Genomic DNA, 19,036 nt, shown 5'->3' with positions numbered 1-19,036 from the left:
AAAACTTGAGTATTTTTCTTATTTTCACACAAAATAATATAGCAGAAGGATACTATTAGCTTTCTAAGCCCTTCTCACATTGTGATAACTATCATGGCAGAAACGGGGTTTTTCGATGAGAAAGAGAGTGGTAGATGAGTTAAATCAATTCCTAGAAGGCAACTACATGGCTATCCATGCCTATGAAAACTATATTAATCACTGCCAGGATGCTGAGCTCAAACATACCCTTCATCAATTTCAACAGGAACATAAACAGCATGCACAAATGACAGCAGACAGAATTCAAAGTCTCGGCGGTATCCCTATTGATCATCTTGGATTAAAAGGTACAATTATTGAATGGATTAAAAATCTAACAGAAAAAACAAATCGTGATACCCATATTGTAAAAGATGCGTTAGCTGGAGAAGCAAGGGGAATTGAAGTATCGCAGAAAATATTGAAAAATGATTTAGATACTGAAAGTAAACAATTAGTTGAAAAAATTTTAAATCATGATCAACAACATGTTAACGTGCTCAAAAAACTATTACAGCAAATGGACCGTGTATAAAAGATTTAATTACAGTACACCTAAGCTGCTTGATGAACTTATTCATTCAAACAGCAAAGTTTGTTACACGTCTACGTATTTCAGCTGCCACCGATGTTGGTTTTTCCATTTGGAAAATCACATAGCGAAATTTCTTATGACCTTCTAATTCAATAAATATTAATGGCTGTACACGTTCATAAGAAAGAAAATACCATTCATTTCCATATTCAAAACTGCCTTCATACATATCCAGTGGAGGAATAGAAGTGCCTGGCATTCTCAGCATGATTACATGTGCCTGAAAATAATCCACATATACATTTTTGATGATTCGGTAAGGCATGATGACTTTCCGTGTTAGCGATAAGTACGAAGGTATTCCCGTTAATTTAAGAGTCAGCTCTTCTTCCCCAAAATGTAAAATCCTTCCCATAATTAAACCTCAATTCAAAATTTAATATTTCAATCTTATTTATTAAGATACTATGCTTACTTAAAAATAAAATTTCCATCATCTATAAAAACATGACTTGAGTATTATGAGATTTATCAGTATTGTAAATCTAGTATCAGTAAGGGACAAAAAAGTTTTACAAAATAAATAATCAGAATTATTAGACATTTCATAAATATCTGGTATAATGTATTTATAACCAAAAAATTCTATTAGTTATTTACGAAATAAAACTCGTAATCACCAGTTGTACAACTACTATTTATGTTACGCAATAACTCCTTCCATTACTAGAATACCATTTTTCTACTACTAATAAAGCCAGTTCGTAGAAAAAAAGCAAAATATAAATTATTTGTGACAAATCTATTTCTATGATAAAGTCACATACTGAACTTGTTTTTTTATTTAAGACAATAAAAATCCGAGAACACTGCCAAAATGTCACTTCTGTGGCTTTTGTATAAATGATTAAAGGAGGTACATCTATGTACAATATCAAAGGAAAAGAGAAATTATTTATCTATACAGGTCCAGATGGCTCTGGAAGAAAAACAATCGCCAAAATGGTAGCCACTACTTTTGATATGGAAACCGTTCTATCCTATACAACACGCCCTCCTCGCCACTACGAGCAAGATGGTGAAGATTATTACTTTATAAGCGAAGAAAACTTTAAAATGATGGAAGCCAAAGATGAGTTTTTAGAAAGTGTTGAGATTGATGGATTCCATTATGGTATTCGTGAGGAGGATGTCGTTAAAGCATTTGAGAATCACAACCTTGTCTATTTAACATTAAATCCAGAAGGTACTGAGAAATTAAAGCAAATGTATGGAGATCGCGTGATGAGGTTCTTTATTTACGCTGATCGTGATACTGTATTAGAACGATTAAAAGCACGTAATGAAAGCGACGAAGACATTACCCGTCATATGAACCATTATCATGATACAATGCTTTATAAAAACAACTGTGAACACAGCTTTGAGAATTTTGATTTGCCTCAAGCTTCATTTCAAATCAGTGAAGTCATTGAAAAGTTCCTCGACAGAGACATTATTGTAACCGATTATTAATCTTACCCTTTTTCTTAGTTTATTTGATGGAGGTACTGTGATGGTACTGTGTCCCTAACACGAAAGGGACAACGTACCAGTCCATCAAGTTTACATTCCATGCTTTAAGTATTTCCTATAGTTAATGAATGCTTTACCTCTGATGCAACCCTCAGTGTTCATCTAACAAAAATAATCCCAATAAAAAGAAGCCGTTTTCGTTTTTCGGACTACGGCTTCTTTTCGATAGTTATGTCACTTTTTAGATTTCTTTGATTTACCTTTATCTTTTTTCTCCTTCTTTTCCTTTTTCTCTTTCTTTTCTTTTTTCTCCTTCTCTTCTTTTTTCTTTTTCTTCTTTAAATCTTTTTTCAATTTTTTCTCTGCCTTTTCTTTTTCCTTTCTAGCTATTTCCTCTTCTGTTTCTTTTTCTTCTGTCGCTACCGATTCTTGAACAGTCAATTCTTCGACTTGTTCTTCTTGCGGGATAACTTCTTCAAAAGCGGTTTCTAAAGATGGTTCCATTTGCTCTTCAAATGGCTGCATTTCTTCTTTAAGCGGAGTATTTAATGAGTGTTCCCATACTTCAATCACTTCTGTGGCTACCCTTTCCCAATTATAGATTGAAACGGCTAGCTCACGTCCTTTTTCACCCATTTTCTTCATGACTGTTTTGTTTGATAAAATTTCATTTAATTTCTCTTCAAAACCAGCTGGTGAATCCGGATTTTCAACGACAAGACCATTCTCCCCTACTAGAATAACTTCCGGATTTCCACCTCTAGCTGTTGTAAGAATCGGCAAACCTGCTGCCATTGCTTCATAGTGTACACGTGCAAGCGGTTCCTGCCATAGCGAGGTACAGACAAAAATATCAGCTGCAGCAAACCAGTTTTGGATTTGACTAGGTGAAACAAACCCTGTTGCAACAACTGGAATTGGCAATTTATTCGCTAAAGATTTTACATAAGCAATATAGTCTGTTATATCTTCTTGGCTGAACCATTTACTTCCAACAATGACTAAAGCCAAATCCTTATGTTTTTTTGAAAGTGCTGGTAATGCACGAACAAGACGATCTACACCTTTGTTATGGGACAATCTTCCGGCAAACAAAATGACTGTTTTATTTTCTAAACCATTCGCTTTACGAATCTCATTGCGAATTTTTTGCATTTTAGGATGATTACCTGGTAAAAATTGATTGGAGTCTACACCGGAATAAATATGACGGAGCTTTGAGGCGGCTTCAGGATATAATTCTCTAATAACATTTCCTACATATTTACTAATTGTGACAATATTTGTTACCTCGTGGACAACAGCTGCTGCTTCCTCTGGATTAATCTTTTGCGGATAGAACATATCATTATGCATACTTAAGGTAATTTTTGCATTCGGTGCCACATTTCTAACAGGTAGGACAAGACGAGGCCGGTTAAAGATATGAATTAAATCAAACTGATTAGATTCAAGATATTTTACCACTTCATCTTTGTAAATTTCAAATACCTTCCCAGGAATACGTGCATAGTGAACGCCATCAATTGTTTCAGAATCTGGCAGAGAAGGATCATTCACACCTAATACAGTAATTTCATATTTATCACGTAAATATGGAAGGATTCCGGAAATATAGGTTTGAATTGCCCCCCCTAGAACTGGAGGAACCGGAAGTTTTTCTGTACAAATCATTAATACTTTCATATTAGCTTACTCCCTTCCAGTCGTCTTTAATTTCATCTAATACAGGCCACTTTGACTGGTCAGTATCAACAATGGTTTGAATCAGTGCAACAGTTTGTGGATCATTGAGGAAAAGTTCAGGATCATAGACTACTTCCTTAATATTCTTATAAAATTCAGTGGGCAGGGATAAATCAATCAATAATACCTCATAAAGTTCTGGTGAGATAGGGTTTGCTTCATGGTATGCCTTAATCATTTCCCGAACCCAAGTAGTATCCCATATTAATAGGTCGGCCATTGTTCCTGAAATTAATTTTCTTAAATCACGAATCGGCAGGTCATAAGCAACACCATCTAAGTCAATGATCCACATTCCATCCGCACCCATTTGTCCATTTGACCAGCCATAATCCTGATGAACTAATCCCCAGCTTTCATTACCACTCTGTACTAAATTATCGTAACCTGATTGTTTTAATCTTTCTAAACTATTTATGGCCTGTTGTTCAAATATATCCACAACATTTAATAAATGTTGGCTTGCCGGTAAATCACTGTAAGCGTTAGCAATCGTTCGAAACCAATCCATTTTATTGACAACTTTTTCATATGATTTGGGCCATTTATATAATCTTGTAGCTAACTCCGCATGTTCAGGCGGGACATACCCCTTACTTAATTTATGAAACTCTCCTAATGCACGACAAAGATGTTTTGCTCCTTCAAGATCCTTTGTCACAGGAAATAAAGGTTCAATCCACTCAGCAACGAACCACAGCTTTCCGCCTGCTTCTACATAATTTTGACCGTCTTTTGTTTTGACAATTGGCGGCACATTGGCTTTCTGCACATCAACTAAATATTCCTGTGCCCCTAAACTAAATAAACTGCGAGTAGGTCTGCGATGTAATAACTTTAAACTTTTTGGACCGGAGCTTGTCTCAAGCTTCCATATAGCTCCGCCTTTATCTGCCTTTGTTGTAATGACCACCATGCTCTTCACAGATAAGTCGTAGTGTTCTAGAACCTTGATGCCAATGTTGGTAATATAATCGGGTACATAAAATTCCTCATGGATTGTTTCATCCACTTCCCATGGTTCAATTAATACCTCTTCCATAATAAGCCTCCTTAAATGATTCATAATTTCCTTTAGAGCAATACTCTTCAAATCATTAAATGCTGTTTCGGATAGGAATGGAACCTTTCATTTAATTAGCTGCATATAGAACTTGATTCCTTAGGCACATGCTCTTAATTATTGTATGTTTTTATTAAGTGACCTGTTTGGACAACTTCCCTTACATTTTCAGATTTTTTTAAAAAACTATTGACAGATTTTAGATTATTGGCTCGTACGAATTCAAAATCAAAACATAGTATAGTAGGAAATTACAATCTTGATGAATTCTAAAATAGAAAGGAAGCGAACTATGCAGGGTACCTCAAGTAAGGTATTTATCACCGGATGCGCTGGCTTCATAGGTTTTCACCTATCAAAGCGATTGTTAGACGAGGGATTCACCGTTCTGGGGATTGATAATATGAATAACTATTACGACCCAATCTTAAAAGAAGACCGTTTAAAAATCCTGAAAAAAAATCCGCATTTTTCATTTATTAGAGGGTCAATGGAAAATCTAGAATTACTCGAAAAAATGTTTGAACAATTTAACCCTGATGCAGTGGTACACCTCGCAGCCCAAGCAGGAGTACGGTATAGCTTAACTAATCCTCAAACCTATATCCAATCCAATCTTGTTGGCTTTTTTAATTTATTAGAATGCTGTAAAAAGCATAAAATCCCACATTTGCTCTATGCTTCTTCTAGTTCAGTTTATGGGGGAAATGAAAAGATTCCTTTTTCCATAGACGACCGTACAGACCATCCAATCAGCTTGTATGCAGCAACTAAAAAAGCAAATGAATTAATGGCCTACACATACAGCCATCTTTTTCAGCTCCCAACAACTGGTTTACGGTTCTTTACTGTTTATGGGCCTTGGGGAAGACCTGATATGGCCATATTCTCCTTCAGCAATGCCATTATGAATAAACAGCCTATTCAAATCTATAATTATGGCAATATGAAAAGAGACTTCACGTATATTGATGATGTCGTTGAATCCATTGTCCGACTTATGAATAACGGTCCTCCAAAAGGGGACTCACAGCCGCCATATAAAGTTTACAATATTGGAAACCATAAGCCTGTACAACTTAATGACATGATTAAGCTATTAGAGGATCAGCTTGAAAGGAGGGCAATTAAGAATTATATGCCCATTCAGCCTGGAGATGTTCCCGAAACCTTTGCTGATATTAATGATTTGATTCAAGATACCCAATTTACACCCTCTATATCAATTGAAGAAGGTATCAAAAATTTTGTTAAATGGTATAAAGAATATTACAACATTTCATAACTCAATTATTTCTTTTTACTAAAAAAAATCTCATTCCAATGGATGAGATTTTTTTTAGTAATTAACTGCTGCAACCTCCCCCACAGCTCGCACAACTGGAATCTCCATTGCTGCCTCCTGAGTCATGGTCACTTGAGGAGCTGCAGGCAAAAGCGGTACAAGAAGAAGCTCCTGTTGGAGGGCCTTTGTAATAGTCACAAGGATGCCATTCATGCATTTGTTCTTGATATTGATCATCTTCATAAATAGAATAAAAAACGGCTGCGCCCATTGCATATTGAAAATAATGTTGTTCTGAAGAAGTTGGCGGGACAGCAAGTGTTTTTTTTCCCTGCTTTACATCATCAGATTGAAAGATTTCTTTTTTCATTTTCCGGATAACATCCCCTTTGATTTCCATCCAATCTGAATGTTCTCGAAAATATTTTCTAATTAAATCTTCATCAGACAACTGGCGAAAATCATCAAGGATGGTCCGGTTAATCGGCTCCTGTAGAAATCCTCCCCATATTTCCCTGCTGTTTGGTGTTGAATCAAATAAACTTAAATAGATCCAATCAAAGAAACCTCTTTCGTTGGATATAAGTGTATTATCGGTATTAGGAATATGATGTAATAATTCATGATAGAAGTTCTTTGAAAAGGTTTCATATTCTCTTGTAAACATCAGCATCTCATGCCAAATATCATCAACACGTGAACTGAACATTGGTACTGACTTCAGTAGACTATTAATCAAAAAGAACCGTTTCATTTCAAAAAATAACCACTCGTACTCATAATCAGACCACTCAGGATGATTTTGCAAGAGACGATTTTTTACAGCTTCCTTATAATAATCTGACAAGGATTGTTCAAGAGCTTGAACCATCGGCAAATAGTTTTCATTTTGAATTCCTAAATGATCTGGGATCGGCAGATTCTTCAATTTCTTGCTTTTTCGTTTAAAAGATAAAGAAATCAGAAAAATAATAACAATAAAAAGGATAACAAATACTCCTACTAGCCCATCAAGCATATCTTCTCCCCTTTCTAAAATGATCAAATGATTCTATATCGGTTCTTAATATGTACTATGTAGATAGCTATCTAAAAAACTAATAAAATCATTTAGAATCAGAAATATCTAAAAATAATGACTATAAAAAAGTATACGAATGAAAAGAGATAAAGTTTCATGTCAATCTAATATAAAAAAAGCACCTGCTTGTATCAGATGCTTGAATTTCTTCATGAATGAAAATATATAAAAGGAATTTAGAAAGAATAGACTAGTTTATTTATTAAATGATTTTTGTCTGGAGCAACCGCCATTTTATATTCCTTTAATAGATTATCCATTATTTGTTGGACAGAAAGAATTTCCTTTATTTCATGAACCCTGGATCCGGCAAATACCAATCCGTTTTCGACATCCCCCTCCACCACTTTAAAGAGGGAATCCAAGGTACAAAATCGATAAGAACAATTTTTCAAGCAATCAAGACATTTTTCTATCTTCACTTTATTTTCACCTGCAATTCTATCCGAAAATGAATTGGCTATTACTCTTCCATATAAGCCTACGGTAGTTTTAACAAGAAGCGTATCTTCCGTACGGGCTTCCACATATTTTTGTTTAAAAGCTAATGGGGCATCGCATTCATGACTGGCAACAAATCTTGTTCCCATTTGAACTCCAGATGCACCCATTTCAAGTGCTTTCGCAATATCTTGTCCTTTCATGATTCCACCCGCCGCAATCACCGGAATGGTAATGGCTTCTACCACCTCAGGAAGAATATCAAACATCGGCCTGTCTGTTCCTAGATGTCCGCCTGCTTCAAATCCTTCAACCACAACAGCGGCAGCACCAAGCTTTTGAGAAATCCTTGCCAATTTAGCTGATGAGACAATCGAAAGAACCGGAATACCTGCTTCTCTTCCCCAAGCATACATATCTCTTGAAATCCCTGCCCCCGAAATAATAAAATCAACTTTTTCCTCTAAAGCTGCCTTCATTTTCTCTGCAAAATCATTCATTGCAAACAGAACATTAACTCCAATATAGCCAGAACCTTTCACAGCTGCTTTTGCCAATCTTATATGTTTGCGCATTTCCTCAACAGAAATACCTGTTCCTGAAATGATTCCAATTCCCCCCGCATTTGCAACCGCTGATGCAAGTTTACTCAGTGAGACTCCAACTCCCATTCCCCCTTGCAAAATCGGAAGTTTTGGCATCATATGTCCTATCGTCAATTGTGGAAAATTCATTATTAATCCCCGTTTCCTATTTATTATTTCGATATAACTAAATAGGAGTGTAACACGCTACTTTCTTATTCACTAGTGACGTTTGTCATTAAGTAATAGAAGTAGATCATTACCTTATTTCTATAGGGTTTATAGTGAAAATTAAACATGACTAAATATGAAAAAAAGACCTCTTTTATAAGGTCTCTTTTTCATATTCTCATATATTTAAAAGTTATCGTTTCTTCAGTCATGAATTTGTGTGATTTATCACAGCATATGTTCCTTATTTCTACTATCCTATTATTACCATGTAACAACCATCATTAAAATAAACAAAATTAAAAGATAGTTAACCGAATAAATAAACATGTGATTAGCCCATTTTATATCTTGTTTCATGAAAAGACCGCGTATTCCCGTAATCATCCAGATAATGTTTAACACGGTTGCAATCACGACAAACTCCGTTCCGAGTGAAGCTAAAAAGAAGGGTAATGGAAGCAAACAAATAATATAAACAACAATTTGCCGCTTTGTTACTTCAAATCCATGTACAACCGGAAGCATAGCCACGCCTGCCCGCTTATATTCGTTATATCTTCTCATTGCAATGGCAAATGTATGAGGCATCTGCCAAATAAAAACAATTAGGGCTAATGTAATCGGTACAATATGGTAACCAGGCGCAATGACTGTCCAACCCATTAAGGGAGTAACTGCTCCTGAAATAGCTCCAATCATTGTGTTAAGAGTATACTTTCGTTTTGACCACATCGTATATAAAACCACATAAGTAAACCATCCAATAAATGTGTAAATGACAGCTTCCATTGTGGTAAATAGTAACAAAGCAAAGCCTAGAATGGTAAAAACAATCCCCATTGTTAGTACGGCATTCATAGAGAAATTACCTGTAACGGTTGGCCGGTTCTTAGTTCTTTCCATTACCCTATCAAGGTCAACCTCATACCAATTATTCAGTGCAAGAGCACCAGCAATGACTAAGGTACTCCCAATCATCGTTATTAATAAAACATCCCAGTACTCTAATATAGAAGCATTTGTAAAATGTAAGGCCAACCAAAATCCGGTTAACACTGGTAAGACATTCACGACCAAAACCAAGCCTTTTAAAAGAGATGTCAAGTCACTTATAATTGATTTAACCGATCGATTTTGAACTTGATACGTCTTTTCATTTCCTTCCAATGCTGTTGTGACAGTTTCCCTCATTAATTGTCTCTCCCCCTGATTTCTCCCATTAGGTCTATCTAGGAGTTTCTTAGTCAATCTTTACATTATACATAAGTTGACTTTCTATATCCTAATTAGAAATCCTTTAAATTACATGACATCCACAGTTATTTTATTATGTGAAATTATTACTTTAACAACATTATTATGATATATTATACCTCATTTCGACAACGTTTTTCTATATTATTATCTTCAAAATTCTTACCAATTTAGATTAACTCTTTTTGTTTTATTATTCACTTAAATTAGAATTATCTAATTGTAAATATTTTATTAATTTAATGTAAAGATTTTATTAAATGCGTAAATCTAAATTAAATTATTGATACTATGTCTAAGGCTTTGCTATTTTATTTTTCAGGAGTGGATTCAACCTTGGATATGAACTATCAAGAAATGATTTTTGAATTTTTAGGAGGATTAGGAATCTTCCTGTTTGGTTTAAAATACATGGGAGATGGTCTGCAATCAGCAGCAGGAGATCGTCTTAAGGATATTTTAGATCGTTTTACTACAAATCCTTTCATGGGTGTTCTAGCTGGACTTCTTGTAACTGTCTTGATTCAATCAAGTTCAGGTACCACGGCATTAACAGTTGGATTGGTCAGCGCCGGCTTTATGACTTTAAAACAAGCAATTGGTGTTATTATGGGAGCCAATATCGGAACAACCGTTACTGCTTTTATTATCGGGATTGACATCGGCGCCTACGCCCTGCCGATTATTGCAATCGGTGCCGGCTTACTCTTCTTCTTTAAAAAGAGGTTGATAACAGCTTTAGGACAGGTTGTTTTTGGTTTTGGTAGTCTATTCTTCGGATTAGAGTTAATGAGCGGCGGTATGAAACCTTTACGATCATTAGAAGCCTTTCATGACCTTACAGTAAGTATGAGTGACAATCCTATCTTAGGGGTAGTCATCGGTACTATTTTCACTGTTATTGTTCAAAGCTCAAGTGCTACCATTGGTATTTTACAGGAGCTTTTTTCCGAAGGTGCTATTACATTAAATGCTGCTTTACCTGTTCTTTTTGGAGATAATATTGGTACAACGATTACTGCGGTTATTGCATCGATTGGCGCGTCAATTTCAGCAAGAAGAGCAGCATTTGTCCATGTTTTGTTTAATATCATTGGAACCATCATATTCTTAATTCTTCTCGTACCATTTACAGCGTTAATAAGTTATTTGCAGAATACACTTAATCTCAATCCGGAAATGACGATAGCATTTGCACATGGAACCTTTAATATATCGAATACGATTATTCAATTTCCATTTATCGCCGTTTTAGCTTGGATTGTTACAAAAATTATTCCTGGTGAGGATGAGTATATCGATACAAAACCACAGCATTTAAATCCAACCTTAATTGAACATTCACCATCCATTGCGCTTGGACAGGCTAAAAAAGAATTACAAAGAATGGCTGAATTTTCCATTACTGGTATTAACGATGCTTTTACTTACCTAAAAACAAGTGATAAGAAATATGCTGACAATGCGCTGCAATATGAAACCGGGATTAATCATTTAGATAAAAAAATTACCGAATACCTATTGGCTATTTCATCAAAACCATTATCGAATAAAGAAAGAGACGATTTTTCAATGATTGCTGACTCGATAAGAGATATTGAAAGAATCGGTGACCATATGGAAAATGTTGTAGAGCTAATTGACTATAAAATCAATAAAAAAGTTCATTTTTCTGATGATGCATCTGCTGAATTAAAGGAAATGCATGAATTAACAGCTGCAATGTTAACAACTTCTTTTAATGCTTTCTTTGAAAACAACGTAGAATTAGCTAAAGATGTTTTATCAAAAGAAGATGAAATTGATAAAATGGAAAGAGTATTAAGAAAACGTCATATTCTGCGCTTGAATGAAAGACTTTGCTCCGGAGATGCGGGTATTGTCTATGTCGATATTATCAGTAATCTTGAAAGAATTGCAGACCATGCCTGCAATATTGCTGAAGCTGTTATTAGCTCTTCAGAAGGAACCACTAATTATTATGCACAATAATTAAAAGGATAGAAAAGGAAGTGTCCCCCTTCCTTCTCTATCCTTTTTCGTTTGCTGATTTCTGAATTTGACTTTTCTCTATCGTTAGACTACATAATACAGTTTACAAAAAATGCAATTTGTAATAAAGTAGATAAAGAAATTGGTTCAATCATTTAACTATTTAAGAGGTGAACTATTTTTGGATGAAACATCAATCAAAAAATTAGTCGATCAATATATCGATCTTAATTTTTCTATTGAAAAGAATGTAGAAAATATGATTAAAGGACAAATAAGCGGTGATTTAACGAATGATCAGCAGTATATGCTTAGGTACATAAACAAAGTAGAAGTTTGTACCTCATCAGAGCTTGCAGAAATTTTTCATGTAAAAAAAAGTGCTATCACAGCCATTATTAACCGGTTATGGGATAAAGGCCTTATTCAAAGAACTCGTGATGAAAAAGACCGTCGGATTGTGTATTTAACATTAACAGATGCAGGCAAAGCTATGTTCAATCAATCAGAGGCCCGTATTCACAAATTAGTGGCATCCTTTATTACTCAATTTGATCAAGAAGAAATTGAAGCCTTTATGAAAACATACGAGAAGCTAAATACCATTATATTAGCTGAAAAAGATAAAAACCTGGGGGAATAAGGCGTGAAAGCAATTATTAAAGGCAAATGGCTTGTCATCCTTGCATGGATTGCAATAGCCGCAGGCTTGTTTCTAATCGCACCAAATATGGGGGACCTTGTACGCGAAAAAGGAGATATAACAGTACCTGAAGGGTATTCTTCTACATTAGCAGGAGAAATTCTAATGGACGTTCAGGAGCAAAATAGTGCAGGTGATACGTCTACACTTGCTCTTGTTTTTCATAATGAGAAAGCTTTGACAAATGCAGACATTTCGGAAGCTGAAAAAGCCATTCAATTATTGGAAAAAAATAAAGAAAAACTTGGTATTACAGAAATATTAACTCATTTTAATGAAGAGTCTTTAAAAAATCAACTCGTTTCAGAAGACGGAAAAACAATCCTTGTTTCGATTAAGCATACCTGGAATGACGAAATAAGTGAACAGGAGCTTCGTGAACTTTATTATGAGACGATTGAAGATATTGAGGTTGAACATTATTACACAGGCAGCTGGATGATAAGTGAAGCTATGATTACAAGCTCTCAGGAAGGATTAAAGAAAACGGAAGGAATAACAGTTGTGTTTATTCTAGCTGTATTGCTTCTCGTATTTAGATCCGTTATCGCACCATTCATTCCACTAATTACAGTCGGAATCACCTATATTACGTCGCAATCCATTGTTGCTTTTTTAGTTGATGCTTTAAACTTCCCTATCTCAAGCTATACACAAATTTTCCTAGTAGCCGTATTATTTGGAATCGGTACTGATTATTGTATTTTGCTTCTTAGCCGATTTAAAGAGGAATTATCCGCTAACGAATCCATTGCAGACTCTATTATCGCAACCTATCGAAATGCAGGACGAACCGTATTTTTCAGCGGACTGGCAGTAATGATAGGATTTGCTGCAATTGGATTTTCTGAATTCCAGCTTTATCAATCAGCAGCAGCTGTAGCTGTCGGTGTAGCTGTCCTTTTACTAGCTTTGTTTACAGTTGTACCCTTCTTTATGGCCATTCTTGGTCCGAAGCTTTTCTGGCCATCAAAACAGGCCGCTGATCATGGTGAAAGCAAAATGTGGGCTATTGCAGGTAAATTCTCGCTTTCAAGACCACTTCTTTCTTTATTACTTGTTGCAGGCATTTGTGTCCCCTTCTTAATCACTTATGATGGTACACTTTCTTTTAACTCGCTTGAAGAAGTAAGTGAAGATGTTCCGGCCATAAAGGGCTTTAACGTTATTTCTGACAGCTTCAGCCCCGGTGAAGCTCTTTCAACACAAATTGTGATGAAAAATGATGAAGAAATGGACTCACTTGAATACTTTGAACTCATTGAAGTGTTATCTCAAAACTTGGAAAAGGTAGACTTAGTTGATAAAGTAAGGTCGGCTACTAGACCGGTTGGAGAAACCCTTGAGGAACTTTACCTTGCCAGTCAAGCTGAAACATTAGAGGAAGGTCTTGGAGAAGGGAAAGATGGCATCGAGAAAATCAGCAATGGACTTCAAGAAGCTGAAAGCAAGCTCTCCTCTTCAGCTCCTGAGTTGGAGAATGCAACAGACGGAATCAGCTCTTTAGTTTCCGGTACGAGCGAACTGCAATCGGGTCTATCTGAAATAGAAGAGAACTTGGCCAAAATTGAAAATGGACTCCGCCAAGGAACAGCCGGTTCAACCCAAATAAAGGATGGACTTACAAAAGCAAAGACGGGAGCTGAGGAACTATTAGCAGGACATCAGCAGCTATTAGCAGGATATCAGAGTGCTGGCACTAATTTATCTACCTTAAACAGCGGATATCAGGAGATTGGTAAAAACTTAGCCCTATTATCTAGCAATCTATCACAGATCACCCCTGAAGATTTTACGAGAATTGAAGAAAACTATGAAGGAATCCTTTCTTCTCCTGAATACGGAAAGATTAAAGGGGTTGTAACAGGTGTACAAGGTCCGCTAGCTCAATTGTCTTCTGCCATTTCTGAGCTTAATGCCGGACTGTCACCACTTTCAGAGGGTGTTGTAACAGCTAATACAAATTATGAAACGGTCGTAGCAGGCCAGGATGAATTAGCAAAAGGTCTTCAGGCATTAATTGACGGAATCCAAGTACAACAAGATGGTTTAGAGCAATTAGCCAATGGACAAGAGCAAATTGTCAGTCACTTCCCTGCTGTAACGGACGGGCTTTCAGAAGTAAATAATGGACAAAAGCAGTTACTTGAAGGTTTCAGCGGCCTAGGTGAACAAATGAATGAATTAACAGATGGACTTGGAAAAAGTGCAGACGGACTTGAACAAGTGTCAGATGGCTTATCTTCTGCTCAAGAATATTTATCAGGCCTAACAAATACTTCTGCATTTTACCTTCCTGAGGAAATGTTAACAAGTGAAGAGTTTGCACCTGTTCTAGATACTTATTTCTCACCTGACCGTAAAGTTATGACAATGGATATTGTATACAAATCAAATCCATATTCTAATGAAGCAATTGATTCAATAGACGAAATAAAGTCTATCATAGATCAGACAACAAAAGGCACAAAATTAGAAAATGCCCAAGTCGCTGTTGGTGGTATCACTAGTACAAATGCCGATTTACAAACAATGTCTAATGGAGATTATTCGAAAACAGTCATTTATATGCTAGTCGGAATTTCCATTATCTTAATTTTCTTATTCCGTTCTATCATTATGCCGGTTTATTTAATTGGTTCATTGATTCTTACTTATTACACAGCCATGTCTATCAATGAAGTCATCTTCATGAATATATTTGGCTATACGGGAATTTCCTGGGCCGTGCCGTTCTTTGCCTTTGTTATTCTAATGGCACTAGGTGTTGATTATAGTATTTTCTTAATGGACCGATTTAATGAGTATAAAGAACTTACTGTCACTGAAGCAATGCATTTAGCAATGAAGAAAATGGGAACCGTTATTATCTCAGCAGCTATTATATTAGGTGGTACCTTTGCTGCCATGATGCCTTCGGGAATGCTTTCATTGCTGCAGATTGCCTCTATTATTCTTACAGGTTTATTGCTATATTCGTTTATTGTTCTCCCGCTTTTTGTTCCAGTTTTAGTGAAAAATTTCGGAAAAGCAAACTGGTGGCCATTTAAACGACCAATAAATTAAATGAATAAAGATGTTAGCTAAATCTCCTGCTGATTAGTATGGGGATTTAGCTTATATATCAATCAAGTTAACATAATAAAATTATAATAAATTAATTTATTCACCAAACCCTCTTTCCCATACATAATAACCTACATCTAAGTTCACCTTAATACATAGCATTATCGATACATATTCCCTCCCCCAATATTTTATCAGGACCGTTTATAAATGATTCTACACTTGAAAGGATAAGTGATAATGTGTTCAAGTCTTTTACAGTACCCGTAAAGCTTTTTCTAATGCTGTTAGTCATTTGTGCATGTTCTGCACAGAAAGATATGACTCAAAATAAAGGAACTCCTTATTTAAAGCTTTCAACCAATGAACAAGAAACAGTCCCAGAAACACAAACCCAAGAACAGAACTTACAAGAAGAGGAAATTAAAGAAGGTCAATCCAATCGTCCACATTCAATAACTCAGCCTAAAACAGATCAGACTGAAAATATTACTGAACCAAAACAACTTCCTTTTCAGGATTTTAAGGAAAGATGGAATGCCATTTCAGATGATCAAATGTCAGATTTGTATATTCAGCAATTTGATGCGTTTAACGAGCAGCAGGAAACGATTTATAAATCTCCCTTGAATAACGACCATTCCATAAGTGTTTATGTACAAAACGGAGATATCCGTAAAATGATAATGAGTACAGAAAATGCAACATCCACCTCTATTGTTTACTCCATGCTAAGCGGTTGGAGTCAAATGATTCATATGTTGCATCCAGATATAGAAATCTACGATGTAGATGACTTTTTCAATCAAATTGGCGTAGGACCAAATGCCGACTTAAAAAACGTTAAGAACAGTACAATTACCTATGAAAACATTAAGTACATTATTACAAAAACTGATACTGGCTATCATTTTACAGCTGTTTTAAACGACTGAATAAGAAATGATGAAAAGTAGGTGCATCTATGAAGCGATTGATATTCCTTACAATACTTATGTTAGGACTTTCAACTGCCCTGCAGAAAAGTACACCCATACAAGCAAATTCTAGATTATTCAATATGTCTTATTTATTTTTTGGTAATCCTAATACGTATGTTTCACAAATAGACAAAACAAAAGGCAGTTTAGATGTTGTTTCCCCAAACTACTTTGATATTAAAGAAAACGGTGAATTGGAAGTTACCTGGAGATTAGATAGGTCTTTTATCAATGAAATGCATAATAGAGGAATTCGAGTCGTCCCTTTTCTCGCTAATCATTGGAATCTCGATGCTGGGATTAATGGATTAAAGAACCGTGACCGTCTAGCTCAAAATATTGCGAAAGAAATTGAACGATATCATTTAGACGGGGTTAATGTTGATATTGAAGGAGTCGGTCAAAGTTACCGTGATGCACATACCGATTTTATCCGTTTATTACGCAAATACATACCTAGTCATAAGGAAGTATCTGTCGCAGTTGCAGCCAATCCAAACAATTGGCCAACTGGCTGGCACGGTTTCTACGATTACAAAGGCTTATCACAGTATTGTAGTTATCTTATGATTATGGCTTATGATGAAAGCTGGGAATCCCCGGATAGTCCAATTGGACCTGTATCGAGCATATCATTTTTTGAAAAATCCATCCAATATGCAATTAATCAAGGAGTTCCAAAAGATAAGATTGTTGCTGGTTTGCCTTTTTACGGCAGGATGTGGAAAACAGATGGCCCCACATTAGATTCTAAGAACATAAACGGTATGGGTATATCTAGCACAAGAGTAGAAAGCTTGATTAATACCTATAAAGGAAACGTGCATTTTGATGAAAAATCTCAGTCGCCAAAGGCTACCTTTAAAATTCCAAAAGGGCAAAGTTATTTTATTAATACGACAAAGTTAACCGAAGGGGATTACGTCATTTGGTATGAAAACGAACAATCTATTAAAGCAAAGCTTCTTATGCCAAAGAAATACGGGATAAAAGGAACAGGTTCCTGGGCTTTACAACATGAACTGCCTGAAATGTGGAATTATTATTCACTATGGTTAAACAAACAATTTTTTGCAGATGTGCCATTAGATTATTGGGCACAGGCCAGCATCCATCATGTCTCGCAAAAAGGCTGGATGAAAGGTACGGCCCAGACTGCCTTTTCTCCCGGTGAGACATTAACAAGAGCACAGGGAGCCGTTATCCTTGTGAGAGCCTTAGGGAAAGCAGAAATCACACCAAACGAATATACATTTATCGACACAAAAGGACATTGGGCACAAAAGGAAATTGAAGTAGCAAGAGAATTCGGCTATGTGAATGGAAAAGAACATAATCGATTCGACCCAGACGTTCCCTTAAAAAGACAGGAATTGGCGCAAATTTTATATAATATCTTTCAATATCCTATTAAAGATATAGAAAATCCGTTTCCAGATATGAAAACGGACCAGTGGTCCTATGATGCTGTTATAGCCCTAACCCAGAGAGGTTACATCAGCGGTTACAGTGACGGAACATTTCGTCCAAATGAAACATCCAAAAGAGCCCACATGGCTGCTCTAATGGAGCGAATGTCTGAAGACTTCGAAACAAAAGCATTAGCACAATAATATAAAAAAGAAACCGGTCCATACTCGAGACCACTGAAAAAGTATTCACTTTGAACAATGGATGAGAAGTTTCATCAATATACAGTAAATAAAAGGCATTGATTACCTACATATAGTCGGTAATCAATGCCTTATTTTCCTTCAATGGACTTTTTCAGCAGTCCCCCATACTCTAGGTTTCTTTTTTATGTTCAGTTACTGAAATTATTCCATTTCCTCTTTTGTTACTATCATAATAAAAATCATGTCACAGGCCAACCATATTAATTCATAAGGTAGTAAAGAGTTTTTTGAAAGAGGAGGAAAAAGTATGTTTCCTAGACATCCCTATTATGACCCACGATTCTCCCCGAGCGCTTATTATTCTTGGCCATCTTATCAAAACCATCCATACGAAACGAGGTGGAACCCTTCACTCTCACCTTATATTGATCTCCGTCAACAGTCTACAAAAGGTCAGGCTTCTTGGACAAATGGCGGTGCGGTTACACAATGTAATATACCTTGGTCTGATAATGAATATATGACGGCATCAGTTGGAACAAATTCTCCATACACTTGCGGGCAAACACTCAAAATTCGTAATCTTTCCGCTCCAAGTCAAAAGGAAATTTTAGTAAAAGTGGTTGATCAAGTTAAAGGATACCCTGCCAATAAAATCAATCTCCATCGAAAAGCCTTTGAAGCACTGGGTTCAAATCCAAATGTTGGGGTAATAAATGTGGAAATCACTCCATCACCTGCAGTAGAACAGGAAGAGTGGGGAAGATATTTATTAACTATTACACAGGCAGCCTATCCTGGATATCGTGTAACAGATTATCGTTACATCGGGAAATCAACAGAATCCTCCAACCGAACAAAACAAAGTTATGAATTTATGTTACAGTCACCACAGGAAACGATGAAAGTACAAGGAAACGTATTTTATGATCCAAATACAAATCGTGTCATTTCATTTGACTTAAATGAATTGCAATAAA

15 protein-coding genes are annotated in these 19,036 nt (G+C 35.9%); 9 read left to right on the top strand and 6 right to left on the bottom strand.

Translation table 11 applies throughout. The annotated features are described in order from the left end of the window. Positions 1–115 precede the first annotated feature (115 nt). Positions 116–556 (top strand): DUF2383 domain-containing protein, encoded by a 441-nt coding sequence (locus tag F4V44_RS17490; protein ID WP_150441295.1) that lies wholly within the window; start codon positions 116–118, stop codon positions 554–556. A gap of 46 nt (positions 557–602) precedes the next feature. Here the strand turns inward: F4V44_RS17490 and F4V44_RS17485 are convergent, their stop codons facing one another. After that, complete coding sequence (locus F4V44_RS17485) at positions 603–971, bottom strand: hypothetical protein (RefSeq protein ID WP_150441294.1); 369 nt, start codon at positions 969–971, stop codon at positions 603–605. 509 nt (positions 972–1,480) lie between these two features. Here F4V44_RS17485 and F4V44_RS17480 point away from each other — a divergent pair. Next, a complete protein-coding gene (locus tag F4V44_RS17480) occupies positions 1,481–2,071 on the top strand; it encodes a guanylate kinase (RefSeq protein ID WP_150441293.1) in 591 nt (196 codons plus the stop codon). A 234-nt stretch (positions 2,072–2,305) separates the two neighbouring features. Here F4V44_RS17480 and F4V44_RS17475 read toward each other — a convergent pair whose 3' ends face one another. Both F4V44_RS17475 and F4V44_RS17470 read right to left on the bottom strand, forming a co-directional pair. Next, complete coding sequence (locus F4V44_RS17475; RefSeq protein WP_150441292.1) at positions 2,306–3,757, bottom strand: glycosyltransferase family 4 protein; 1,452 nt, start codon at positions 3,755–3,757, stop codon at positions 2,306–2,308. Between the two features lies 1 nt (position 3,758). Beyond that, positions 3,759–4,859: a CotS family spore coat protein gene (locus tag F4V44_RS17470; protein WP_150441291.1), complete on the bottom strand. Its 1,101-nt coding sequence runs from the start codon at positions 4,857–4,859 to the stop codon at positions 3,759–3,761. Positions 4,860–5,172: 313 nt separating this feature from the next. Here F4V44_RS17470 and F4V44_RS17465 point away from each other — a divergent pair, with 313 nt between their 5' ends. Then, on the top strand, positions 5,173–6,165 hold the full coding sequence (locus tag F4V44_RS17465; protein WP_150441290.1) for an NAD-dependent epimerase: 993 nt from the start codon (positions 5,173–5,175) through the stop codon (positions 6,163–6,165). 61 nt (positions 6,166–6,226) lie between these two features. Here F4V44_RS17465 and F4V44_RS17460 read toward each other — a convergent pair whose 3' ends face one another. From F4V44_RS17460 to cyoE, 3 genes are all read right to left on the bottom strand, one after another. Next, positions 6,227–7,183 (bottom strand): glycine-rich domain-containing protein, encoded by a 957-nt coding sequence (locus tag F4V44_RS17460; protein ID WP_150441289.1) that lies wholly within the window; start codon positions 7,181–7,183, stop codon positions 6,227–6,229. Between the two features lie 239 nt (positions 7,184–7,422). Further along, a complete protein-coding gene (locus tag F4V44_RS17455) occupies positions 7,423–8,421 on the bottom strand; it encodes an NAD(P)H-dependent flavin oxidoreductase (protein ID WP_150441288.1) in 999 nt (332 codons plus the stop codon). Positions 8,422–8,706: 285 nt separating this feature from the next. Then, positions 8,707–9,636 (bottom strand): heme o synthase, encoded by a 930-nt coding sequence (gene cyoE, locus F4V44_RS17450; protein ID WP_150441287.1) that lies wholly within the window; start codon positions 9,634–9,636, stop codon positions 8,707–8,709. 399 nt (positions 9,637–10,035) lie between these two features. Between cyoE and F4V44_RS17445 the strand changes: the two genes are divergently transcribed. The 6 genes from F4V44_RS17445 to F4V44_RS17420 all read left to right on the top strand — a co-directional run bounded on the left by F4V44_RS17445 (position 10,036) and on the right by F4V44_RS17420 (position 19,035). Next, positions 10,036–11,691 (top strand): Na/Pi cotransporter family protein, encoded by a 1,656-nt coding sequence (locus F4V44_RS17445; RefSeq protein ID WP_150441286.1) that lies wholly within the window; start codon positions 10,036–10,038, stop codon positions 11,689–11,691. Positions 11,692–11,872: 181 nt separating this feature from the next. Beyond that, a complete protein-coding gene (locus tag F4V44_RS17440) occupies positions 11,873–12,334 on the top strand; it encodes a MarR family winged helix-turn-helix transcriptional regulator (protein ID WP_150441285.1) in 462 nt (153 codons plus the stop codon). Between the two features lie 3 nt (positions 12,335–12,337). Continuing rightward, on the top strand, positions 12,338–15,460 hold the full coding sequence (locus F4V44_RS17435) for an MMPL family transporter (RefSeq protein WP_150441284.1): 3,123 nt from the start codon (positions 12,338–12,340) through the stop codon (positions 15,458–15,460). A gap of 242 nt (positions 15,461–15,702) precedes the next feature. Beyond that, on the top strand, positions 15,703–16,395 hold the full coding sequence (locus tag F4V44_RS17430; RefSeq protein ID WP_150441283.1) for a hypothetical protein: 693 nt from the start codon (positions 15,703–15,705) through the stop codon (positions 16,393–16,395). A 29-nt stretch (positions 16,396–16,424) separates the two neighbouring features. Then, positions 16,425–18,053, top strand: a complete 1,629-nt coding sequence (locus tag F4V44_RS17425) for a glycosyl hydrolase family 18 protein (protein WP_150441282.1) — start codon at positions 16,425–16,427, stop codon at positions 18,051–18,053. A 310-nt stretch (positions 18,054–18,363) separates the two neighbouring features. Next, a complete protein-coding gene (locus F4V44_RS17420) occupies positions 18,364–19,035 on the top strand; it encodes a DUF3889 domain-containing protein (RefSeq protein WP_150441281.1) in 672 nt (223 codons plus the stop codon). The last annotated feature ends 1 nt before the right edge of the window (position 19,036 follow it).

Source organism: Niallia endozanthoxylica (assembly GCF_008710145.1).
Classification (GTDB): domain Bacteria; phylum Bacillota; class Bacilli; order Bacillales; family Cytobacillaceae; genus Bacillus_BD; species Bacillus_BD endozanthoxylica.
This window is presented reverse-complemented; position numbering and strand designations above follow the sequence as displayed.

Bases quoted from the DNA above. Each gene is read 5' to 3' on its own strand.
- F4V44_RS17490 (WP_150441295.1), top strand. From the start codon at position 116: ATGAGAAAGAGAGTGGTAGATGAGTTAAATCAATTCCTAGAAGGCAAC.
- F4V44_RS17485 (WP_150441294.1), bottom strand. From the start codon at position 971: ATGGGAAGGATTTTACATTTTGGGGAAGAAGAGCTGACTCTTAAATTA.
- F4V44_RS17480 (WP_150441293.1), top strand. From the start codon at position 1,481: ATGTACAATATCAAAGGAAAAGAGAAATTATTTATCTATACAGGTCCA.
- F4V44_RS17475 (WP_150441292.1), bottom strand. From the start codon at position 3,757: ATGAAAGTATTAATGATTTGTACAGAAAAACTTCCGGTTCCTCCAGTT.
- F4V44_RS17470 (WP_150441291.1), bottom strand. From the start codon at position 4,859: ATGGAAGAGGTATTAATTGAACCATGGGAAGTGGATGAAACAATCCAT.
- F4V44_RS17465 (WP_150441290.1), top strand. From the start codon at position 5,173: ATGCAGGGTACCTCAAGTAAGGTATTTATCACCGGATGCGCTGGCTTC.
- F4V44_RS17460 (WP_150441289.1), bottom strand. From the start codon at position 7,183: ATGCTTGATGGGCTAGTAGGAGTATTTGTTATCCTTTTTATTGTTATT.
- F4V44_RS17455 (WP_150441288.1), bottom strand. From the start codon at position 8,421: ATGAATTTTCCACAATTGACGATAGGACATATGATGCCAAAACTTCCG.
- cyoE (WP_150441287.1), bottom strand. From the start codon at position 9,636: ATGAGGGAAACTGTCACAACAGCATTGGAAGGAAATGAAAAGACGTAT.
- F4V44_RS17425 (WP_150441282.1), top strand. From the start codon at position 16,425: ATGAAGCGATTGATATTCCTTACAATACTTATGTTAGGACTTTCAACT.
- F4V44_RS17420 (WP_150441281.1), top strand. From the start codon at position 18,364: ATGTTTCCTAGACATCCCTATTATGACCCACGATTCTCCCCGAGCGCT.